A 20,755-nucleotide genomic window follows, 5' to 3' on the forward strand; every position below is an offset into this window, starting at 1 on the left:
ATCTAATCTAATACTCCAAGAGCCTTTAGATCCTGTTCGCTTGATTTTACACTTGACAATTTTTTAAGTGCATCAAATATTGCACGTGCAAAGTTGATTGTGGTTTGAGTTTGACCTCTGGTCATTGACCATACATCTGCTATACCTGCAAGTGATAGGATGGTTTTACCCACGTTACCTACTGCAAGTCCTACACCTCCAGGTGCTGGAATAAGGGTAACGTTTACACTGCTCATTTTACCTTCAATCTTGAAAGGTACTGTGTGTTTTCTTCCACAAACACAACCCCAATCTCCACAACCTCTTCTTACTTTGATGATGTTGTGTTTTGCATTGTCAACAGCTTTTCTGATAGCCGGACCTACTTCCTGAGATTTACCTTCTCCTAATCCGACATATCCTTTTCTGTTTCCTACAGCTACAATTACTCTAAAGTTAACTTTTCTACCAGATTTGTGCATTCTTTGAACAAGGTTAACATCCATAACTTCTTCTTCAAGATCTGGTAATAGTGCGTCAACAATTTCAATTTCCATTATTGGAAGGCCTTTTTCTAATATTTGATCAATATCAGTTATTTCGCCATCTTTAACTTTCTGTCCAAGTTCGGTTTTTGGAATCCAATTTTCCACATTGAACTTAGCCGGAGAGTTTTTATTGTTTGATCTATTTGATCTTTTGCTCATTGTGTTGCCTCATCTATTTTATTTTTAACGCTATCAAAATGATCTGGTATTTCTACTGGAGATAATCCACATCTAATGTAATTTGCGAATTTTGCGTTTCTTTCTTCATCATCCATACTTTCAGCGTATTGGGCTATGTGTTCTCCTCTGATTCTTGAATCATCTGGTAAAATTGATTCATTGTGAGGTATCCATAAACCAGCATCAAGTGCTCCTTTTAAAACTGCGTATATTTTAGTACCTTTGATGGATGGTTGTAATCCAATGTCTAAAATGGTTTCATCGTAGTCTTCTAAGAGAGCTTTTTTACCGAATAAGTATCCGGTAAGATAAGCAGCAGACGTGTTTTTACCGTTACCTAACCATCCGTAGTCTTTTAATTGTTTTGATGTAGCTGATACTAATGTTTCATCCCCATTAGCTCCTACTTTAATTAATTGGACAATAGTGTGGTTTGATGTAACTCTAACAACCATTCTTGTTTTGTCAAGATCCACTAATTTATATCTTCTGTTATAATTAGTTTTACCTTCTCTTCTTCTTTTGAATTGAACTTTATATGTTGCTCCTCGTGCCACTTTCTATTCCCCCGTTTGTTTTAACATTCCGTGGTCTTTTGCGTAAGTTTTCATGTATGATTTACTTCTGAATGATCCACCTTTTGCCATGTTATATAATTTACGGTATGTAGTTCTATCAATTTCATCATTAGCACGCATATCTTTGAGAACAACTCTTAAAGAACGAATGGTACTCATCCATGCTTCTTTTTTAGGAGTTCTTGCATGTTTTGCCCCTTTGATACTTCCATGGCCTCTTCTTCTTCCTTTACGTTTTTGTTCAGCATTCTTTTTGCTTCTGTAACTGCTTATTCCAGTAGCAGGTCTTGCTTTGATGACTCCATCATTAATCAAAGCTCTAACACTATTTCTTGTAATTGCTCTGGATACTTCTTCCATGTGTTCAGGGTCTATCCAAACTCTGTTAACCCCTACTTTAAGAATCTTTGCAGCTAATTTTTTCTGTGTAGTAAGATTCATAAAAATCCTCCTCAATAATATAAATAAATAAATTAATTAAGTATCATTAAATGTATCCACAGTCCATAAGACCATAAGACTCCATTTTTAATAAACTTAATTTAATACTTTAACCCCTATTTCTTGAGCTTTTGCTACAATTAACTGTCTTTTTCTTTTTCCTACTGTTGCACCAATTCTTGCTGCATCAGTTTCAGGATTTAAAGCTTTGATTTGGTCGACGTTTTCAACTAATATATCTTTATAACCTGATGGATGTAATCCTCTGTTAGCTTTAGGACATCTGAATCCTACTCTAGCCATTGCAGGTTTTCTTGCTTGGTATCGTCGTCTTTTACTTAGTTTACCTCTAGGTCTACGGTAACTATCACCAAGTTTTTTATATCTCCAATATTCTTGTCTTTTGAAGGTTGGTTTTTTAGTCATTGTACTTCCTCTCAAAATATATCTATTCTATTTCTTCCTGAGTTTTATCCACTAGGTATATTCCGTCTTGGAATACACGAGGATCCCGTCTTTTAATTTTTGTTGCCTGTTCAATGTTAGCCATTGTCTGACCGACATGTTCCTTGTTTATACCTGTTAAAGTTACGTCTTCACCTTTGACTTGCACTTTAACATCACCGATTATTTTTGCTAGACGTGGACTTCTTTCACCGAGGAAGTTGTCAATTGTTATGGTATTTCCTTTAACTTTTACAGTCATTGGAAAGTGAGCATAGACGATTTTCATTTTATAAGTAAAACCATGTTTTACACCATAAATCATATTAGATATGTGTGATCTAATTGTTCCTACCATAGCCTTATCTTTTTTGTTAGGAAATGCTACGCTTACGATAACATTTTCTTCATCTTGGCTTATGGCTATTTTATTATGGTTGAAGTTTCTTGTTAATTCTCCTCCGTTTCCTTTAACTGTTACATCGTTACCATCTATGGTTACGGTAACATCTTCAGGGACGGGGATTGTCTCTGTTATATTTGATAATTTAACCATGTTTTCACCTAAATTTAATATACATATACTAATAATCTTCCACCAACGCCTGCTTCTTTAGCTTCGTGGTGAGTCATTACACCTTGTGGTGTTGTTACTATTAATATTCCAAAGTTTTTAGCTGGTAAATATCTTTTTTCGAAGTCTTCGAACTCATCGTTTTTAACTGCGTGACGAGGTTTTATAACACCACATTTGTTGATGTTACCTTCTAATTCTACATTAAAGTAGCCAGCTTTTCCATCATCTACTAATTCAAAATTTCCTATATAATTTTCCTTCTGCATTGTGCTTAATACATATCCTATGAGTTTTGATGCAGGTTTGATAACGCATGTATCATTACCTTGTAACTCATTGTTTCTGATATTTGTTAAAGCATCTGCAAGAGGATCCATAAGAGTCATTCTATAAACACTCCTTTATTTAGTTATATTTTTTAAATCCGATTTTTGGAGCTATTTCTCTAAAGCATTGACGACAAAGATTTAATCCGTATCTTCTTACAATTGCTGAATGATCTCCACATCGAGTACATTTTCTTGCTGCTTTCCCATATTTTCTTGGCAAAATATTCACCTTCTATTCAATAGTAACTTGGAATTTTTCTTTCATTAATTCCATTGCTTCTTCTGGAGTAACTCTTTGATGTTTTGGTATTTTTTTAGGTCTTAATCTTCTGTCTTTGATTCTGTGACCAGGTTTTTCAAAGGTTACTGAAACGTCCATACCAAAAATTCCTATATCAGGGTCGTATCTTACGCCTGGAATATCAATGTGTTCTCTAATACCAAAGGATACATTACCTTCTTTATCAAATTGAGAAGCTTTTATTCTATTTTCTAAACCGTTTAAAACCATTGATATAATTTTTTCAGCTTTTTCTCCTCTTAAAGTTACTTTACATGCTATTGGTTGTTTTTTCCTGATACCAAATTCAGGGTTTGTAACTTTTGAGTATGTTCTAACTGGTTGTTGATCTACAAGGCTGGTTAATAAACTTTCAGCTCTTGTTAATCTTTCTCCACCTTCACCTACACCAATGTTAACGGTTGCCTTTTGTATTCTAGGTTTTTCCATAATATTCATATTAGTCATCTCCTAATAATGATATTACAGGTTTATCCTGACCTATAACAAATACGTATCTTGCTAAGGTTAAGAATGAACCTTCATCAGTTTCCATTAATACAGTGTTTGATTTTGATGATTTTGTGATGGTAATTTCTTTGATTGTACCTAATTCACCTATGTGGTTACCACCAGTAATTAAAGCTAATGCTCCTTCTTCAAATTTGATTGAATCATTGATGTTCTGTTCAGGGATGCTTAATAATAAAACGTCACTTGTTTTATATTCATCTTCTGTAACAACATTTCTACCGTCATGTAAGTTTAATTGAGTTTTTCCACCTTTGATTGTGGTTTTGTTTTCAATACTTACTAATTTGAAGTCAGCATCTTTTTCATCAATTTCATGAAGTACTAATCTACCTTTATAGTCAGGTAAGATTCTGTAGTATTTGTTGATTTTAGGAATTGAAATAACATCCATAAATCCTACTGGGAATCTGTGGTCTTTTCTTGCTGTACCATCTACTAATACTTCACCATTGTTTAAGATTATTTTTGCTTCACGAGCATTGTTTGCTACACCTAAGATATCTCTTAAAACCATTACTAATGGTATAGATTTATCAAGTGCGTGTGGACCTGCACTAGGTTTAGTTGTCCATGTTTCTTCTTTTACATGAATAGGCCACATTTTAGGTGCTTTAAATCTTTTTAAGTGTTTTCTTGATCCCATATTTGCCATATTTATGCCTTCCTATTTAATGCATTATTCCTTCTTTCATCATCTAAGTAAAGTTCAGTAATTACTAAATTTGATGGGTGAATTGGTTGGTATAATTTTGTTCCATCTTGTTTCTGGCTTGATGCACCATCTACCATTACACGGTAGTTTTTGAGATCTACTTTTTCTACTTTACCTTCTGTTCCTTTGAAGTCACCACGTACAATTAAAACTTCATCTCCTTTTCTTACAGGGAATGATCTTTTATTGAACTGGTCTCTTAGACTTTCGGAAAGATGTACACTCATCAAGTCATGACGTTTGTGTAATGGTGCTGTATATAAAGCTTTACGTTGTTTTCTTGGTTGTTTTGACATAATTCCACCTTTATACAATTATACTTGCAGCACTACCAATTGCAGGCCAGATATCAGCAGCTTCTTTAGCTATAGGTCCTCTGATTTCTGAACCTTTTAATACTCCATCTTCGGTAATGATTACAGCAGCATTATCTTCAAATTTAACTCTCAGACCGTTTGCTCTTCTGTATTCTTTTTTCTGGCGTACAACAACAGCGGTTGTTACTTCTCTTCTCATGTCAGCAGTTCCTTTTTTAACGGAAATTACTACCATGTCACCTACACCAGCTGTAGCAAGTCTTCTTCTTACTCCTTTAAATCCTTTTACTGAAATAATTTCAACTTCTCGTGCTCCGGTGTTATCAATACATTTTAATCTAGCACCGATTGGAAGGGACTTGGAGACTTTTGATGTAATTGCTTTCATTTTATTTATTCTCCTTTAACTTCTACTAGCACAAAATGTTTAGTTTTACTTAGTTGTCTGCATTCTGCAATTTTAACAGAATCTCCAACTTTCACATCAAGACAATCTGGTTTATGTGCTTGTATTTTAGAATTTCTTTTTTCATATCTTTCAAATTTCTTAATAAATTTATAGAAACTTCTTTCTACAGTAATAGTCCTATCTGCCTTATCACTTGTAACTATGCCTTCTATAACTTGGCCTCTTACAGGGAGTTCCCCATGAAATGGACAGTTAGGATCATGACATTCATTTTCTGGTTCTTTAACATTAATGCCTACCATATTTTCACCTAATTTTTTTAAATTTCTTCTTTATCCGGTCTTCAGGTCGGGCTACAATAACTTTCCCATCTATCGATACTTGTGAACCGTCAGGTAATGTAAACAAGAATATGACATTATCCTTAGGTATCATCTTTTCAGTATCATTTGTTTCTACTGTAATGGTGTTACGAGTTTCATCAATTACAGTTCCTTTCATTCCCACAAATGGCTTATGACTACTGTCAGTTATTTCAACAGTAAGTCCTATAAGTTCATGTCGGAATACATTTTGTGGAGTTATCATAAAACTTCACATCTGAATTTGTTTCCCTTTCAATAATTAATATTATTGATTATCTTCAAATCTTCCCAAAGGTTGAACCTATTTTATCTCTATAGTATCTGAGGAAAAACCCATACCAGCAAGTACTTCTTTTACTTTACGTTTGTGGTCACCTTGCAGTTCAATTTGACCTTTTTTGGAAGTACCTCCGCATGCACATTTTGACTTTAAGGTTTTGGTTAATTCACGTACATCTATATCATGTTCATCGATACCTTCAACGATAGTCATTAACTTACCGAATCTACGACGTACAGTGTAAACTTTTACCTTTTGTACTTCACGTGCAATTTCCTCGCATACACATAGATCTTCTGGAAGACCGCATATTTCACAGATTTTCATCTCTATTTTATTCTCCCTGTTGTTTGTTTTCATTAATTATAGTAAGAACACGGGCAATAGTTCTTCTAGTTTCTCTGATTTTACCAGGATTATCTACACCTGATACAGATCCTTTACTAATTAATGTGTTATATTCAGCATGTAACTCATTTAATTTAGCTTCTAAATCTGTAGGGCTTAAGTTCCTTAGTTCTTTGCTTCTTAAAATAACCATAAGTAATACCTCATTATTCATTTAAGGTTTCAATGCCCTTATTATTATTCCTCAGATTTGTGTAATCTAAGATGAATTTTTTCCACTGTATCTTTTAATTTGGAAAAGCTTTCTGAATCCATGAAAGAAACTTCGTCTTTTTCTAGAATCATATTGTAAACTTTTTCTTCCTCTTCGGATAAATGGTCAATACCATCTTTGATTTTAGGAACAACATCTTCTTCAAATTTTTTAACTGCTTCTTTTATAAAACTTGAATCTTCATCTTGTTCTGTAATTTCTTCTGCTTCAGTTTCTTCAGAAATTTCATCCAAAATATCTTCACCGGTAACCTCTTCAACAATTTCAGTTTCCTGTGCTTGTTCGGTAGTTGTTTCTGCTTTAACAGCGTCACTTTCGGTTGGTTCGGATATTTCAATGTAATCAGGTAATACTACTTCAGGAGGCATGATTCTTACGTATACCCCAAGTACTCCAGGTTTTAATTGAGCTGTAGAAAATCCTTCTTTTACGTGTTTGGTTGATGGTTCTCCACATTTTTTAATGTAACCTTCATTAAATTTAGCACATGCGGAACGTGAACCTCTTATTTTACCACTGATTGTTACTTCTACACCTTGAGCACCAGCACCCATGATTCTTCTGATTATGGAGTATGCTACTCTTCTGAAGTGCATTCCTCTTTCTAACATTGAAGAAATTTTATTTGCCATTATTCTAGGGTTTAATTCAGCAACTTCCACTTCTTTAACTTCAACTTGTGGGTTTTCTAAGTCGAAATCATTTTTGAGTGTTTTTGTTATAGATCTGACGGTTTTTCCACCTCTACCTATAACCATTCCTGGTTTTTCAGCGTAAACAAGAATAATTGTACCTGCTGGTGTTACTTGAATATCCATTCCACCGTAACCTGCTCTTTCGAGTTTGGTTTCAAGATATTCATCGATTCTTGTTCTTTTTAATCCTTCTTTTACGAAATCTTTTTCAATCATGTGTACTTAAGCCTCCCCCAATACGACTTGTATATGTGTTGTAGGTGTATTTGATGGGCTTGCTCTTCCAAATGCTCTTGGAGTCCAACCTCTTATAATAAACCCTCTGTTAGCAGATACATGAATTAATTTAAGGTTTTCTACATCTAATTCTTGATTTTCTGCATTTGCTTCTGCGTTTTCTATAACTTTTAAAATTGCAGCTGCTGCTTTAACAGGGTATCTACCAGAAGGCCATCCTTTTAAATCACTTCTGTGACCAACTTTTTTGTTGTGTCTTTTGAAAGGTACCACTGCTTTTTTAGCAATAACATCTTCTAAGTATGCTTTTGCATCTTCTAAATACATATTACGAATAGTTCTACATATTTCCACTGAATGTTTAGGAGAAATTTTAAGACCATGACTTGATGCTTTAGCAATTTTTTCATCTTCTTTTGCTTGGTATGAATAAGTATTTTTCTTTGCCATACAAATCTTCTCCTTATTTATTTAAGTGGAACAAACATTGATGATCTTGTAGCACCCATACCTGGGTCTCCGTGTTGTACTCTTGATCTGGTTTGTGCGAATTCACCGAAGTAGCATCCAATCATTTCCGGTTGTATTGTTACTTCTACGAAATCTTGACCATTATAAATTCCAAATGTTAAACCTACCATATTAGGAAGTACAATCATATCACGACAATGTGTTTTGATAACTATTGGTTTTCCACTTTTATTTTCGATATTCTTAACTTTTTCGATTCTGTTTAGAACTTTTTCTTGTTCAGGTAAGAATCCTCTCTTGAGAGATCTTCTTTGTCTTGATGGTAATAATTCAATTACTTCATCAAGGGACATTTCTTGAAGCTCTTCAAGTGTATATCCTCTAAATTTAAATATTTTACGAGCCAATTAAGTGCCTCCTTATCGTCTTCTACCAGTACGTTTAGCTGCTATAGAACCAACTTTTCTTCCTGCAGGTGCATGTCTTGAAATTGTTGTTGGTCTTCCTGGGTGTTGTCTGTTACCTCCACCGTGTGGGTGGTCTACTGCGTTCATCGCTACACCTCTAACAGTCATCATCTTCTTACCTTTTGCTTTGAGTGCGTGATATCTGTTACCAGCTTTAAGGAATGGTTTATCTTTTCTTCCTCCACCAGCAACTACACCGACTGTTGCTCTACTGTTAGGGTTGAATGCTTTTAATTCACCAGATGGTAATTCAATCATTGCTTTACCTACATCGTGGGTAATTAATGAAGCATATGTACCTGATGATCTAACGAATTTTCCTCCGTCTCCAGGGTTATTTTCTATGTTATAAACTGGAGTTCCTTCAGGAATTTCACTTAATGGTAATGTGTTTCCTGGTTGAACTGGTGCGGATACACCGTATTCTATTTCATCATCTATTGCTATACTTTCTGGTGCTAGAACTAATTTTTCTTCACCATTTTCGAATTTTACTACTGCAACAGGTGCTGATCTTCCAGGATCATGGATAATATCAGTTACTAATCCTTTGATACTACCGTCTTTTTCATAAGCATCATATGATCTGTATGATACTTTCCCTCGGAATCTGTGAGATGAACTACGGTATGTTGGAGTTCCTCGACCTCTTCTTTGTATAATCAATCTTTTTCCCATAATAATCCTCCTAGTCAATTATAATTAGAATACTCCCATTCTAACTGCAATATCCTCAGCGGCATCTGAATCTTTTAATTGAATTGATGCAACTTTTTCTCCTCTAGGAGTAATATGAGTATTTATTTTAAGAACTTCTACTTCGTATAGTTCTTGAAAAGCTTGTTTTATAACTCTTTTATTAGCAGATCGGTGAACCACAAATGCTATTCTATTATTGTCATATATGTCATTCATGGTTTTTTCTGATAATTGTGGTTTTATTATTACTGAATATGGATCCATAATAACTAACTCCTATTTTGTTGGAATAAATCTCCAAGTTTTTCAATTGCAGATTTGGTATAAATAGTTAATCTTCCTGCGTGTGTTCCTGGTGCAAGTAACTCAGCGTTAACATTGTTTACTTCTACAACATCGACTCCTGCATGATTTCTTGCTCCTAAGCTTATTCCACGGTCATTACCTACAACTACTAAAGGACCACTAGGTGTTCTGTATTTTCTTCCTCTAAGTTTTCCTTTACCAGATTTGATTTTTCTTCCTTTTTTAGCTCTTAGGATATCATCCATAATACCTAAGTCTTTGAAGATTTCTCTGGTTTCTTTAGTTGTTTTAACAGTTTCTAATTCATCATCAATAACGAATGGTATTTGTTCTAAATTAGAAATTTGATGTCCTCTTTTTTCAACTAATTCTTTATTAGCTGTAGCAGCTATTGCAGATCTAATTGCTAAGATTCTTTCTTTTCTGTTTATTTTTTCATGGTAAATTGTATTTACTCGTGGTGGGTGAGCTTTTCTACCTCCAATTGCTTGAGGTACGAATGCTGCTTTTGATCCTGCTGGATGTTTTGAACCTTTTACACGAGGTACCATTGCTGCTCCTCTACCTGAACCAAATGATTCTGCAGTAGTTCTTTTACCGGCCATTGGGTCTGAACCCCATGGTTGAATTCTAGCAGTCTGCATAGAGATTACTGCTCTTTTAATTACATCTGGCCTGTATACTTCTTCAAATATTTGTGGGAGCTCAATTTCGCCAGTTACTTCGCCTTTAATTGAATAAACGTTAACTTTTGCCATATATATCACTCTTTAAATCTAGACTCCCTGTTTTGAAGCTGTGCTTATGTAAGATATTTCCGGAGCTGTAGGGTCTTTACTTGCGTTTCTAACTCCTTTTCTTAAAACAACTAATCTTTTTGATGGTCCTGGTAATGAACCTTTAACCATTATGTAATTGTTTTTTATGAAACCATATTTTACAAATCCACCATCTGGGTTTACTAAGTCAACCTCAGATGCATCTCCTAATTTTAGGAGTTTTTTATTATATTCTGTTCTTTTATGGTAACCCATTTGACCAGCCATTGCGACTGTCCACATAGTTCGGTTAGGTGTCCATGGTCCGATTGAACCGACGTGTCTTTCTATACCACTACGTGCTGCTTTACCATATTGAATTCTAACACCGAATCTTTTAACAGGTCCTTGAACTCCTTTACCTTTGGTGGTTGCTATTGCATCAGTGAATTCTCCTTCTTCAAATACATCTTTAGGTGTAATTTCTTGACCGAGAACACTTATTGCATATTCGAGTTTATCTTCTACAGATTTTCCACCTACTCCGAATTCAAGTACTTCTGGTTTTTTCTTAGGCACACTGGTAAGTTTTGGTTTAGTGTGAACTAGAACTCGAATTTCATCAATTTCATCAATTCTGTTTCTTAAATTTTCTAATTTAGGTTCTATGTCCTCAAATTTAGGAATTGATATTTTTCTTGATAATTCATCATCTAAATTATCATTTGCAAGTACATCGGTTAATGTTTTTAATCCATATGTTGTTTTTGTGTAAGCTCTAATTCCCAACACTACTAAAGGTGGTGCCTCTAATATTGTAACTGGAACTGCAAGTTCCATGTTTTCTGTTGGAGAACCTTTTCTAGAATCCAGAGCCGTCACGTGGGTCATACCCACCTTGTATCCTGCGAATCCGAGTATTCCAGTTTCCTCTACTTCAGGCCAGGTACTAACACGAGGTGTTTCTCTAGCCACTCTTTTACGAGGACTGAATGCAACCGATCCTTTTCTTGGTTGGTGATGTCTAGTCATGTTATTTTCTCCTTTTGTTTACAAAAAATTTTTTATGTTGTTATTTACGTCACTTTATAAAGTACTACATGTTTCTTAAAGCATTTATAATTGATAAAGTACTAGCTACTGCCTCTTCAGTCCTTACAGTTTCAGTACCCTGACTACAAATAGTATTAAGCACAAAATCTAACTTACGTTCATTTATCATGGTGTTAATTCCAGAATATGGGCCACCAAATAAAATAGCAACATGTTGAGCTTGATTGATACTGGATTGAACCTCTGGTAAAATAGAGTTAATAGTAGGAGCATATTTTGATGTTCCAATAACCAAGTCAGGTTTTTGTTTCATCATGGTTATGCTTTCAGAGAGGTTACTGTCACTAGTTATTGTCTCATATCCCCAATAAACATTTTCCGGTTTATCAGGTTCAATTAATATTTCTTTACCAAATTTCTCTATACGAAAACTCAGTACTTTATTCACGCTTAGCTTTTCTTTACATAATGCAAGACGGCCGACACCAATATCGACCATAGTGCCCTTACGAACACGTTTTGTTGTCAATCCCTGTCTGTAGTCGCCAATCTTGACATCCTCAGACGATGGATGATGTGGTGTCCTAAGCGGTGGAAGTATTCCTACATTCTTCAGCTGGTTTGAAATCGGGAACACCTGCTTTCGCAAGTATTGCGGCGTATTCATATACTCAAGAATGGTCTTCATATACAAAGCATCCTCTCTTGAGCCACCATCTGAATTATCATTGTAAATAACAATATTGTCTGCTCTAAATAAAGCAGCATATCTTCCGATTAATCCAACTTTATACGTTCTAACTTTTGAATCTTTTGATTCTGCCAAAAAACTGTTTGGCACAAATATTGATAATTTCTCCATATTTAAAAGTTTGTACTTAAACCTATAAAAGTTTTAGGAAGAAGTTATGAATTGGAATACTATATTATATATTACTTTACAACAATATATATACTTACCTATTATTAGGCATTAAAACTAGTTATTTTTATCATGGATTATCAAAAAATTTCCGATATGAAAAATATCATAAACATTAAAATTTTAAGATAACTTTATATATTTGTATGTATAAAATAAGTAAAATAATTTTCCCATACTAAAAATTATAATAAATCTCTACTGTAATCATGTTAATATGATAAAATACAGTTGATTAAAAGTTAAATAAAATTAAAAAAGAAAATGGTGAAATTAGGATGGATTCATTCCAACTCGGATAGTTCTTCATAAAATTCATTCATTAATCTCTGGAACTTTGAACCTTCCGAAGCTGAAACCCATTCATATTTAAATCTTCTTTGATCAATATTCATTTCATCAAGAATAAACCTTATCATACGTGCACGTCTACGCCATTTATAATTACCCGCATCATAATGACAATCACCGATATGACATCCGCCTACAAAGACTCCATCGGCACCATCATGAAATGCCTTGAAAATCATGTCGGAATTTATCCTACCTGAACACATTACCCTGATGATTCTTATATTTGGAGGATAACTCATACGTCCTGTACCTGCATTATCCGCTCCACCATAACAACACCAATTGCAGCAAAAGCCTATAATTTTAATTTCCTTGTTTGATTCATCCATAAAACATAACCCCTGACTAATTATTCAATTATTTCCTCTTTCAATTTACTGTACATAGGTGCCTTATCCGGACTGACTCCAGCAATATAGCCCGTATCCTCTTTATACTTTAACTGAACCTTCTGGTATAGCTTGGCTAATGGTATCTCCATAGGACATACATCTTCACATTGACCACAGTTAATGCAGCTAAATGCCATATGTCCCATTCTTAATCCATGCATCAATAACGGATCAGGCTTATCAGTCGGTTTTTCTTCAAAGAAGTCTCTTTCTAAGGAACATACCCTGCAGTTACATACAGGACATACGTCACGACATCTGTAACATTTAATACATCGGGTAAGAATTTTGTTAAACTCCTCGGGAGTAGGATATTCTGTTTCAAGTTGTTTTTTCTGTGCCTTTTTAGCCATCTTCTTCATTACGTTTTCCACTTTGCCACGTATTGTTATCTGTTTTTCGGATGGCTCCTTAACTTCAATATATCCCTTGTCTATTGCATTTTGTATAAGTTCTTCACCCCGTGGAGTGTTGATTTCAACGAATGTATATCCCTTGCTTGAACCCCAGTTTCCACAGGCAACATCCGCTTTTCGTGGTATTTTAAGTTCACACCTTTGACAATTTTTTCGTCTTCCGTATCCTTCAAGTTCAAGGTCGTCTATTTTCACACTTTTTTCTTCACCGTTTGCCAATTCTATGATAAACATACCCTTATTGATTTCCTCTGAAACGACATCATCCGGATTAACATCATAGAACAGTTCAACCATCTTCTCAGCTACCAGTGGACTTACGGTTCCTCCACAGTTTAATCCTATCATGTAGAGGTTATCCCTGTTGAGTCCATGTCTTTTAAGTATTTCATCTATTGCCATTGCATCACATGGTTTTGTTGTGACCGCAATTGTCTGATCTTTGAGAAACTTGGCAATGATATCCGCAGTCATTATCGGTGCACAGTGAAGTGAACCTGATGTTTCCAGCAGTTCATCCTTGGTGGTGATGTAACTTGGCATTCCGTCATAGACGCTATCATTTTTCTTGACATTTAATATTCCATCCACCATATCCTCTTCCAGTAGACTTAGCAGTAGTGAAGTTACTGCTCCACCATTTTCACAGTTTTCTAAAATATCCTCATTTGTTGATTTGATTTGTAAATATTTCATTATTCCCACCACTTATATTAATTCAAGTATTTGCGTTACAGTCTTCAAGTTATTATCATCATCCTGTATTGCATCAGGATATGTTTGGGTTGTACCCATTGAATTGGTAAATGACATTTCATCCTGACACCATAAGCGTATAGGTACTGACAAACCAAGTGAAGTGTCATCCTCGGTAAATGAAATCACGTCCTTATTTTCAAGTACTTTTTCATCCAGGTATTCACATGGATTTTCATTGATGAATATGATTAATTCTGAGTTGCTGATTGTTGTGTTTATTTCATCAACTGAAGAAGGATTGATTTTTTGCAGTGACGAATAACTGTTTGGATGTTTGAGCAATGGCAGTAGCTTAATATTGTTATCATTAACTAAGCCGATTACTTTTTCATAGTTTTCGTTTGTATCAATTTGATTTATTATGATTATTGAGTTATCCTTTAGTCCAATTGATTTGATTACTTCATCAATCGTATCATAGGAATCTATCTTAATGAATTCATCACTGTTGTATCCTGTCAGGTTATTTTCTGTGTGGATATTAATTGTCTGTGCGTTGTTTTGTTGTGCGTGTATGATTCTTCTGGCTATTAAGGAATTATTTCTGTATATGTCGCCTATTGTTATGATTTGTTCTGCCTTTTCTATTTCATCATATGTTGATAGAATTTCAGAATCTATTTTTGAAAAGTTATATTCATATGTCAGGAGGTTATATTTGTTTTGCTTTGTAAAATCAATTATACTATCTAATGTTTTATCATCACAATTTCCGGAGGTTATTATAGTTATCTTATCATTATCTATAGTGTTTATCTTTTCTTTGATGTCTTCAATAGTTTTTGTATAGTCAAATGCCTTGATTGTATTTTCGGATAGTTTGTTAATATAATCAATGCAGTTCTTACAGTTTTTGCCTTCATTTATCTCATGATTTTTGAATGGATTTATCCCTACTATAAATCCATCGTTACTTATTAGATTTATACCACAACCAATGCTGCATTTAGGGCATATTGTGTGATTAATTTTTAGCATTCGAATTCACCTATTATATGTATTTAAAATTCTTTTTTGATTATAAAAAGATTTTAAAAAATTTAAATAATTTTTATACATTTTATAATTATTTTTTTTAATCTCTTTCTTGATTAAAATCGATATTGATAAAAAAATGAATTTTTATTAATATTTAATAATAATTAATCATTAATTATATATAAATGTTATTATTAATCATTATATTTAATAATTTTTAAAAATATTTTATTAATATAAAAAATTCAAGTATGATACAACAATAAAAGAAAAGCTCACAAAAAAAGAATATATGGATACAATACTGTCCGGTTAAGATAGTTTTTGTGTAAAATTCACTAAACGACAAAAAATTCAATTTTCCAACAATAACTATTAATGAATAAATAATATCAGATAGCCATTTATAAAAATATAAAAAATAGACACCGTTTAGCAATTTTTTTTATTTATTCCTAAATTTGGCAAAACAAAGCTCTAAAAAAAGATATATGCAGTGGTTTATAATGAATGTATAGGAATGATAAAAAGACAATTATATTTAAAATAGAGAAAACTAAAAAAATAAGGATTTTATTAAAGCCATTGCAGGAATTAGATCATCTGGTAAAACAACATCACTTTTAAATTTTATTGAAGATTTAAAAAAAGAAATAATGAAAAAAAACAATAAAAAAAGGATTACTGTTCTTGATCTTCCCTTATTCTATTCATATATTCATTTACACTGGTGGCTATGGCAGCAACTTTTTTAGGTGGTAGGAATGCTCCCTGCATGATTTTTTCATGCTCCTTATCCTCTTCAATAACCTTCTCAATTTCCATTAATAAATCCTGTTTATTCTCTTCAATAAATCCGGTGTGTAATTTAGCATCCCTGAAATTCTTATTCTTCATAAGTGCCTTATGGAATGGGATTGTCGTTGGAATACCTACAATGATAAACTCATATAAAGCCCTTTGCATTCTGGCAATGGCCTCATCCCTATCAGCACCCCATGTAATCAGCTTTGAAATCATTGAATCATAAATTGACGGAATGGTATAACCAGTGTATACCCCACTATCCATCCTTACACCAATACCACCTGGAGAACGATAACCTACAATCTTACCAGGTGTTGGTACAAATTCATTCAACGGATCTTCTGCATTTATACGGCATTCAATGGCATGACCTGTAACACCTATATCTTCCTGCTTAATGGATAACTCTTCACCAGCAGCTATCTTAATCTGTTCTTTAACTAAATCTATACCTGTAATTACCTCGGTAATCGGATGTTCCACCTGAATCCTTGTGTTCATCTCAAGGAAGTAGTATTCACCGTTGGAATACATGAATTCAACAGTACCTGCACTGTTATAGTTTACTGCTTTTGCGGCCTTAATGGCTGATGCACCCATTTTTTCCCTTAATTCATCGGTCATGATAGGTGATGGTGCCTCTTCGATTAACTTCTGATGTCTTCTCTGAATGGAACATTCCCTATCACACACGTGTATGGTATTACCATAGTTATCTGCCAATACTTGGAATTCTATGTGTCTTGGTCTTTCAATGTACTTTTCAATATATACGGTTCCATCACCGAAGGTTGACTGTGCAATGTTTTGGGTTGATTCTATAGCACGAGGAAGTTCTTCCTCATCATAAACCGTCCTCATACCAATTCCTCCACCACCGGCGGATGATTTGATTATGACTGGATAACCTATGTCACGTGCTTTTTGTTTAGCCAATTCTATATCTTCTATAGGTTCTTTGTCTCCGGGAACTGTTGGAACTCCATTTTCTATCATGAGCTGTTTGGATGTGATCTTATCCCCCATAGCTTCTATCGCTTCTTTACGTGGACCAATTAATGTTATACCATTTTTAGCACATTCTTCACCGAGTTTGCAGTTTTCGGATAAGAATCCATATCCTGGGTGTATTGCATCTACGCCCAATTCATTTGCTATTGCAATAATCTTATCGATATTCAAATAACTGTCAGCCAGAATTGATGAACCTAAAGGTACCGCTTCATCAGCATACATTGTAAATAATGCTTTTTCATCAGTATCCGAATATATTGCTACGGTTTCAATATCTAGTTCTTTACATGCTCGCATAATACGTATGGCTATTTCACCACGGTTTGCTACCAATACTTTTTTAAACATTATTGTACTCCATTAATTTATTAAAGTAAAAAAATTTCATTTATTATCTTAGTCTTTCTATATTATATTTTTTATTTATTGATAAATATAATTTATCTTAAATTAATTTATTGAAAAATTTTAACAAGACCCATGCTTCCCGGTTAACTATAATTGGATGAGAATTTTTTCAAGAGAAAAAAGATATCTTTAATAAAAATGTGATATAATATAATATCAATAGATTGAGTGATTATTCATCTTATTAAATTCATCACCAAAAATATTTTATAGGGTTTAAAATGATTAGAAAACATATTTTAAAAAGTATAGAAGAAGAATATGTAACAGAAAGTGAATTAATAGAAAAATTAAATATTACCCATGAACATCTTAAGGATAATTTGATGAAATTGAAAGATGCGGGCTATGATATTATACATGAAAATGAAAAAGGTTACAAATTAATCAATACACCTGATATAATTGAACCGTTTGAAATTGAAAGAAACTTATCAACAAAGTATATTGCACATAACATCCATTTCTATCAGGAGGTAACATCCACCAATGATATTGCCAAGAAATTTGTGGATAATGATGCACCAGAAGGTACTGTTATTATAGCAGAACAACAGACAGCCGGTAGAAGCAGATCCAAGAATGATTGGGCTTCACCTGAAGGTGGAATATGGATGACATTAATACTTAAACCGGAAGTGACTCTTCTTGAGGCATCAAAGTTAACTATTGTTACCGGTGTTGCAATTGCCAAAACATTGCATGACAAATTCAATTTGGATGCGGGAATCAAATGGCCAAATGACATCATGATTGGAAACAAAAAGATATGTGGTATACTGACCGAAGCGGTAACCGACTATGATGACTTGAAGGCAGTTCTCATAGGAGTTGGTATAGATGTCAACATCAATCAGAGCGATTTACCTGATAACCTTCAAGATATTACAACAACCATTAGTGAAGAAACTAGTGAAGAGATTAAACGTGCCGAAATAATGAAGGTATTTTTCAGTATATTTGAAGAATTATATGAAGAGTTTAAGAATGGTCAATTCAAGCACATCATTGGTGAATGGAGAAGACTATCAAGCACTACAGGTAATCGTGTAAAAGTATATAAAGACGGCAAAGCAATGCTTGCAGATGCCGTAGGCATTGACAATCAAGGGGCATTAATTGTAGAATTAGATGACGGCTCACTGGAAAAAATAATTTCAGGTGAATGTATAATAATAGATGAATAGACATTCATCTACAAAATCACCCTTTTTTTCAATTGAATAATCCCCATAAAAATTTAAAAAAAAAAATAACTCATTTTAAACAAGATATTTATCCATTTAAAACAGATCACTATCCATATAACACATCATCTATTTGATTATTTTCAATGACATCCTTACATTCGGCAAATGTATTATAAATAGCATCAACCAGTTCATCCATGGATAATTTGGATGAATCCTTGGCAGACCAGTCCAACCTGATGGTCTTGGATGCACCAGGCATACCTACAGCCGGAATGGTTATAACGTTATAGTTTTCAAGGAGTATCATAGAATAGACCGTAGCTATAATATCACTAGGGACGTCACAAACCAAACCCATCTTTTCAAGCTGAAGCTTAATCTCATCCTCCTTAAACATGAATCCGGTCGGGGTCTTAAGCGGATTCAAATTCTTAGCAACAAGCTTATCATACAATTCATCCTTCTGAATGAACGCATCCCTGATATCATCGGGTGAATATTTCTCGAGAGCCTTAACCATAGCAGCTACAAGCGGTGCCTGAGCCTCCCATCCATACTCATTAACTGTTAACTTTATCCTGTTTATAAGTTCGGCACTTCCGGCCATTAATCCTCCACGAGGCCCTTCCATCATTTTATCAGTACTTGTTACACTTAAATCGGCACCCAGATCAATTGCCGTAGGCTGATTATACACTGCCCTTCTTACCCTTGCACCTGAAGCATCATCAACGAATACAAGCAAGTCATTATCCTTTGCTATCTGAATGACCTTTTTAAATTCATCGACATCAATTACTTCATGATCCATTGTCGTACCGGTAATAAATACCAGTGAAGTGTTATCGTCAACCATGAACTCATCAAGTGAGGAGTATTCCACATAATTGGCATTTACCAGTTTGGCAGTACGGGGTATTGATGGATGACCCGGTTTTTTTGGAAGGTAATGAACTATTGTGGTGTGCGGCTTAACCAAGGTTATGATTGTTGCTGCTATACCACTGGTGGTACGATTTAATGGTAAAACCTTAGATCCGCCAAGATGTTCGATTCCTAATTTCTGAATCCTTTCATCAAAAACGGCCGGTCCGGCATATGTTTCAAGCAGTGATATGTCCCCAGGGGTTACATCAAATCCACCTGCAAGACCTGTTAAATCAATTAGGGAGTCAATACCTGTTGACTGTATTTTTTTATTGATTATGGATAAACCTTTTTCTCTTTTTTTAATTTCATCTAAAGTAACTGTCATTTAAACACCTGTAAAATAAGTTATTGTTAATAAAAAGAATTATAAAATAAATATAGTGAAAAAAATAGTAGATAAATTGGTTGATATAATGTATTATTCTACATTAACCGTAAATACATCAGCGAATAATTCTACGATTAACTCCAATTGTTCATCGTTAAGGCTGATGATTGTTATATCATCATTTTCTTTGATGAAGTATTCTGCATTGACTATTGCACCTTTATCATCACTGTAAATATATAATCCATCGGCTTCGTTTTCTTTGTCTTCATGGAAGTAGATTATGAATTTGATTAACATGTCAACGGCTTTAACTTCATCAAAATCATAGTCAGGATTATCATTCTTTTTTTCTAATGCTTCTTTTAATATACTTACTCTTTCATCTAATTTATCTACATATTCACTCATTGCTATTTTCCCCTTATATAAATTACAAATTTTTTTTTAGTTAAATATAATAATATATTGTATCTTAAGATATTTATTATTTATGAAGATTACTTATCAAAATAGCTATTTGAAAAATGGGCAGATAATAGTAATCACTGCTATCTAATCAACCAAAAAAAATAAGTATGGACATTCATTTTCATAATCTATTTTTATATTAGTGCAAATTATTTTTTTTCAAAGTTGAATCGTTTCATTTATTTGATGGCTTTTTTTCATCATGTGCTTTTTTAATTAAAAGGGGATTTTTTTTTAAATTATCAGATTATTGCTTAAAAGATACTATGTCTTATTTATTAAAAACGTCTTTCTTAATAAGATGATGGCCAAATAAAGTTTTTCCATACAATCTGCAGCATCAATTACAAAAAATCATTTGACAATCGGGTATGGATAATGATTTGGATTATGTGAAATACAAATAATCAATTCTAAATAATGATACATCAAATCAGTAGTTAATAAAAAGACAAAAGACTTATAAAATAAATTATAAAGAAATATACATAACTTGCTTTAA

29 protein-coding genes and 1 pseudogene are annotated in these 20,755 nt (G+C 33.6%); 1 reads left to right on the forward strand and 29 read right to left on the reverse strand.

What is annotated here, in order from left to right; all coding sequences use genetic code 11:
• Window positions 1-2: 2 nt before the first annotated feature.
• The 27 genes and pseudogenes from AW729_RS02655 to AW729_RS02785 form a co-directional block, all read right to left on the reverse strand.
• Window positions 3-686: a 30S ribosomal protein S5 gene (locus AW729_RS02655; protein WP_112123637.1), complete on the reverse strand. Its 684-nt coding sequence runs from the start codon at window positions 684-686 to the stop codon at window positions 3-5.
• Entirely contained in the window at window positions 683-1,264 is a 582-nt protein-coding gene (locus AW729_RS02660) for a 50S ribosomal protein L18 (protein ID WP_112123638.1), read from the reverse strand. The genes AW729_RS02655 and AW729_RS02660 overlap by 4 nt, the downstream gene beginning before the upstream one ends.
• Window positions 1,265-1,267: 3 nt before the next feature.
• A complete protein-coding gene (locus tag AW729_RS02665; RefSeq protein ID WP_112123639.1) occupies window positions 1,268-1,726 on the reverse strand; it encodes a 50S ribosomal protein L19e in 459 nt (152 codons plus the stop codon).
• 96 nt (window positions 1,727-1,822) lie between these two features.
• Complete coding sequence (locus tag AW729_RS02670; protein WP_257791409.1) at window positions 1,823-2,167, reverse strand: 50S ribosomal protein L32e; 345 nt, start codon at window positions 2,165-2,167, stop codon at window positions 1,823-1,825.
• Between the two features lie 7 nt (window positions 2,168-2,174).
• A complete protein-coding gene (locus AW729_RS02675; protein ID WP_112123641.1) occupies window positions 2,175-2,726 on the reverse strand; it encodes a 50S ribosomal protein L6 in 552 nt (183 codons plus the stop codon).
• A 14-nt stretch (window positions 2,727-2,740) separates the two neighbouring features.
• Entirely contained in the window at window positions 2,741-3,133 is a 393-nt protein-coding gene (locus AW729_RS02680) for a 30S ribosomal protein S8 (protein ID WP_112123642.1), read from the reverse strand.
• Between the two features lie 19 nt (window positions 3,134-3,152).
• Window positions 3,153-3,305, reverse strand: a complete 153-nt coding sequence (locus tag AW729_RS02685) for a 30S ribosomal protein S14 (RefSeq protein WP_204355192.1) — start codon at window positions 3,303-3,305, stop codon at window positions 3,153-3,155.
• Window positions 3,306-3,308: 3 nt separating this feature from the next.
• Window positions 3,309-3,815, reverse strand: a complete 507-nt coding sequence (locus AW729_RS02690) for a 50S ribosomal protein L5 (protein ID WP_112123644.1) — start codon at window positions 3,813-3,815, stop codon at window positions 3,309-3,311.
• 1 nt (window position 3,816) lies between these two features.
• Entirely contained in the window at window positions 3,817-4,542 is a 726-nt protein-coding gene (locus AW729_RS02695; protein WP_112123645.1) for a 30S ribosomal protein S4e, read from the reverse strand.
• Window positions 4,543-4,544: 2 nt separating this feature from the next.
• Window positions 4,545-4,898, reverse strand: coding sequence for a 50S ribosomal protein L24 (gene rplX, locus AW729_RS02700; protein ID WP_112123646.1), 354 nt, complete (start codon window positions 4,896-4,898; stop codon window positions 4,545-4,547).
• A gap of 10 nt (window positions 4,899-4,908) precedes the next feature.
• Window positions 4,909-5,307, reverse strand: a complete 399-nt coding sequence (gene rpl14p, locus AW729_RS02705) for a 50S ribosomal protein L14 (protein ID WP_112123647.1) — start codon at window positions 5,305-5,307, stop codon at window positions 4,909-4,911.
• A gap of 5 nt (window positions 5,308-5,312) precedes the next feature.
• Window positions 5,313-5,630, reverse strand: coding sequence for a 30S ribosomal protein S17 (locus tag AW729_RS02710; RefSeq protein WP_112123648.1), 318 nt, complete (start codon window positions 5,628-5,630; stop codon window positions 5,313-5,315).
• Between the two features lie 4 nt (window positions 5,631-5,634).
• Window positions 5,635-5,916: a ribonuclease P protein component 1 gene (gene rnp1, locus AW729_RS02715; protein WP_112123649.1), complete on the reverse strand. Its 282-nt coding sequence runs from the start codon at window positions 5,914-5,916 to the stop codon at window positions 5,635-5,637.
• 78 nt (window positions 5,917-5,994) lie between these two features.
• Window positions 5,995-6,300: a stress response translation initiation inhibitor YciH gene (yciH, locus tag AW729_RS02720; protein ID WP_112123650.1), complete on the reverse strand. Its 306-nt coding sequence runs from the start codon at window positions 6,298-6,300 to the stop codon at window positions 5,995-5,997.
• 7 nt (window positions 6,301-6,307) lie between these two features.
• Window positions 6,308-6,514: a 50S ribosomal protein L29 gene (gene rpmC, locus AW729_RS02725; RefSeq protein ID WP_112123651.1), complete on the reverse strand. Its 207-nt coding sequence runs from the start codon at window positions 6,512-6,514 to the stop codon at window positions 6,308-6,310.
• Between the two features lie 257 nt (window positions 6,515-6,771).
• Window positions 6,772-7,506, reverse strand: a pseudogene (locus AW729_RS02730) (30S ribosomal protein S3); the annotation flags it as partial.
• Between the two features lie 6 nt (window positions 7,507-7,512).
• Window positions 7,513-7,977, reverse strand: a complete 465-nt coding sequence (locus tag AW729_RS02735; protein ID WP_112123653.1) for a 50S ribosomal protein L22 — start codon at window positions 7,975-7,977, stop codon at window positions 7,513-7,515.
• Between the two features lie 17 nt (window positions 7,978-7,994).
• Window positions 7,995-8,405 carry a 30S ribosomal protein S19 gene (locus tag AW729_RS02740; RefSeq protein ID WP_112123654.1) on the reverse strand — a complete coding sequence of 137 codons (411 nt, stop codon included), beginning with the start codon at window positions 8,403-8,405 and terminating at the stop codon, window positions 7,995-7,997.
• 12 nt (window positions 8,406-8,417) lie between these two features.
• Window positions 8,418-9,143: a 50S ribosomal protein L2 gene (locus AW729_RS02745; protein WP_112123655.1), complete on the reverse strand. Its 726-nt coding sequence runs from the start codon at window positions 9,141-9,143 to the stop codon at window positions 8,418-8,420.
• Between the two features lie 24 nt (window positions 9,144-9,167).
• Window positions 9,168-9,428: a 50S ribosomal protein L23 gene (locus tag AW729_RS02750; protein ID WP_112123656.1), complete on the reverse strand. Its 261-nt coding sequence runs from the start codon at window positions 9,426-9,428 to the stop codon at window positions 9,168-9,170.
• A 5-nt stretch (window positions 9,429-9,433) separates the two neighbouring features.
• Complete coding sequence (rpl4p, locus tag AW729_RS02755; protein WP_112123657.1) at window positions 9,434-10,228, reverse strand: 50S ribosomal protein L4; 795 nt, start codon at window positions 10,226-10,228, stop codon at window positions 9,434-9,436.
• Between the two features lie 18 nt (window positions 10,229-10,246).
• On the reverse strand, window positions 10,247-11,260 hold the full coding sequence (gene rpl3p, locus AW729_RS02760) for a 50S ribosomal protein L3 (RefSeq protein WP_112123658.1): 1,014 nt from the start codon (window positions 11,258-11,260) through the stop codon (window positions 10,247-10,249).
• Window positions 11,261-11,324: 64 nt separating this feature from the next.
• Window positions 11,325-12,143, reverse strand: a complete 819-nt coding sequence (locus tag AW729_RS02765; protein ID WP_112123659.1) for a putative RNA uridine N3 methyltransferase — start codon at window positions 12,141-12,143, stop codon at window positions 11,325-11,327.
• A 344-nt stretch (window positions 12,144-12,487) separates the two neighbouring features.
• Window positions 12,488-12,886, reverse strand: coding sequence for a hydrogenase iron-sulfur subunit (locus AW729_RS02770; protein WP_112123660.1), 399 nt, complete (start codon window positions 12,884-12,886; stop codon window positions 12,488-12,490).
• 20 nt (window positions 12,887-12,906) lie between these two features.
• The gene (locus tag AW729_RS02775; RefSeq protein WP_112123661.1) at window positions 12,907-14,061 is read right to left on the reverse strand and encodes a Coenzyme F420 hydrogenase/dehydrogenase, beta subunit C-terminal domain; all 1,155 of its coding nucleotides are present in this window, start codon (window positions 14,059-14,061) and stop codon (window positions 12,907-12,909) included.
• Between the two features lie 12 nt (window positions 14,062-14,073).
• Entirely contained in the window at window positions 14,074-15,102 is a 1,029-nt protein-coding gene (locus AW729_RS02780; RefSeq protein WP_112123662.1) for a hypothetical protein, read from the reverse strand.
• A 681-nt stretch (window positions 15,103-15,783) separates the two neighbouring features.
• Window positions 15,784-17,271, reverse strand: coding sequence for an acetyl-CoA carboxylase biotin carboxylase subunit (locus AW729_RS02785; protein ID WP_112123663.1), 1,488 nt, complete (start codon window positions 17,269-17,271; stop codon window positions 15,784-15,786).
• Window positions 17,272-17,552: 281 nt separating this feature from the next.
• On the opposite strand from AW729_RS02785, the gene AW729_RS02790 reads away from it, so the two are divergent.
• Window positions 17,553-18,518, forward strand: coding sequence for a biotin--[acetyl-CoA-carboxylase] ligase (locus AW729_RS02790; protein WP_236951252.1), 966 nt, complete (start codon window positions 17,553-17,555; stop codon window positions 18,516-18,518).
• A gap of 109 nt (window positions 18,519-18,627) precedes the next feature.
• On the opposite strand, the gene AW729_RS02795 is transcribed toward AW729_RS02790, so the two are convergent.
• Window positions 18,628-19,779, reverse strand: coding sequence for a TIGR03576 family pyridoxal phosphate-dependent enzyme (locus AW729_RS02795; protein WP_112123664.1), 1,152 nt, complete (start codon window positions 19,777-19,779; stop codon window positions 18,628-18,630).
• Between the two features lie 93 nt (window positions 19,780-19,872).
• Window positions 19,873-20,193, reverse strand: a complete 321-nt coding sequence (locus tag AW729_RS02800) for a hypothetical protein (protein WP_112123665.1) — start codon at window positions 20,191-20,193, stop codon at window positions 19,873-19,875.
• Between the last annotated feature and the right edge of the window lie 562 nt (window positions 20,194-20,755).

This window comes from Methanosphaera sp. BMS (assembly GCF_003268005.1).
Taxonomy (GTDB): Archaea; Methanobacteriota; Methanobacteria; order Methanobacteriales; family Methanobacteriaceae; genus Methanosphaera.

Bases quoted from the DNA above. Each gene is read 5' to 3' on its own strand.
- AW729_RS02665 (WP_112123639.1), bottom strand. From the start codon at position 1,726: ATGAATCTTACTACACAGAAAAAATTAGCTGCAAAGATTCTTAAAGTA.
- AW729_RS02770 (WP_112123660.1), bottom strand. From the start codon at position 12,886: ATGGATGAATCAAACAAGGAAATTAAAATTATAGGCTTTTGCTGCAAT.
- AW729_RS02675 (WP_112123641.1), bottom strand. From the start codon at position 2,726: ATGGTTAAATTATCAAATATAACAGAGACAATCCCCGTCCCTGAAGAT.
- AW729_RS02765 (WP_112123659.1), bottom strand. From the start codon at position 12,143: ATGGAGAAATTATCAATATTTGTGCCAAACAGTTTTTTGGCAGAATCA.
- AW729_RS02800 (WP_112123665.1), bottom strand. From the start codon at position 20,193: ATGAGTGAATATGTAGATAAATTAGATGAAAGAGTAAGTATATTAAAA.
- rpmC (WP_112123651.1), bottom strand. From the start codon at position 6,514: ATGGTTATTTTAAGAAGCAAAGAACTAAGGAACTTAAGCCCTACAGAT.
- AW729_RS02750 (WP_112123656.1), bottom strand. From the start codon at position 9,428: ATGGATCCATATTCAGTAATAATAAAACCACAATTATCAGAAAAAACC.
- AW729_RS02775 (WP_112123661.1), bottom strand. From the start codon at position 14,061: ATGAAATATTTACAAATCAAATCAACAAATGAGGATATTTTAGAAAAC.
- AW729_RS02785 (WP_112123663.1), bottom strand. From the start codon at position 17,271: ATGTTTAAAAAAGTATTGGTAGCAAACCGTGGTGAAATAGCCATACGT.
- AW729_RS02735 (WP_112123653.1), bottom strand. From the start codon at position 7,977: ATGGCAAAGAAAAATACTTATTCATACCAAGCAAAAGAAGATGAAAAA.
- rpl4p (WP_112123657.1), bottom strand. From the start codon at position 10,228: ATGGCAAAAGTTAACGTTTATTCAATTAAAGGCGAAGTAACTGGCGAA.
- AW729_RS02780 (WP_112123662.1), bottom strand. From the start codon at position 15,102: ATGCTAAAAATTAATCACACAATATGCCCTAAATGCAGCATTGGTTGT.
- yciH (WP_112123650.1), bottom strand. From the start codon at position 6,300: ATGAAAATCTGTGAAATATGCGGTCTTCCAGAAGATCTATGTGTATGC.
- AW729_RS02745 (WP_112123655.1), bottom strand. From the start codon at position 9,143: ATGGGAAAAAGATTGATTATACAAAGAAGAGGTCGAGGAACTCCAACA.
- AW729_RS02690 (WP_112123644.1), bottom strand. From the start codon at position 3,815: ATGAATATTATGGAAAAACCTAGAATACAAAAGGCAACCGTTAACATT.
- rplX (WP_112123646.1), bottom strand. From the start codon at position 4,898: ATGTCAAAACAACCAAGAAAACAACGTAAAGCTTTATATACAGCACCA.
- rpl3p (WP_112123658.1), bottom strand. From the start codon at position 11,260: ATGACTAGACATCACCAACCAAGAAAAGGATCGGTTGCATTCAGTCCT.
- AW729_RS02655 (WP_112123637.1), bottom strand. From the start codon at position 686: ATGAGCAAAAGATCAAATAGATCAAACAATAAAAACTCTCCGGCTAAG.
- AW729_RS02795 (WP_112123664.1), bottom strand. From the start codon at position 19,779: ATGACAGTTACTTTAGATGAAATTAAAAAAAGAGAAAAAGGTTTATCC.
- AW729_RS02710 (WP_112123648.1), bottom strand. From the start codon at position 5,630: ATGGTAGGCATTAATGTTAAAGAACCAGAAAATGAATGTCATGATCCT.
- rpl14p (WP_112123647.1), bottom strand. From the start codon at position 5,307: ATGAAAGCAATTACATCAAAAGTCTCCAAGTCCCTTCCAATCGGTGCT.
- AW729_RS02790 (WP_236951252.1), top strand. From the start codon at position 17,553: ATGATTAGAAAACATATTTTAAAAAGTATAGAAGAAGAATATGTAACA.
- rnp1 (WP_112123649.1), bottom strand. From the start codon at position 5,916: ATGATAACTCCACAAAATGTATTCCGACATGAACTTATAGGACTTACT.
- AW729_RS02680 (WP_112123642.1), bottom strand. From the start codon at position 3,133: ATGACTCTTATGGATCCTCTTGCAGATGCTTTAACAAATATCAGAAAC.
- AW729_RS02695 (WP_112123645.1), bottom strand. From the start codon at position 4,542: ATGGCAAATATGGGATCAAGAAAACACTTAAAAAGATTTAAAGCACCT.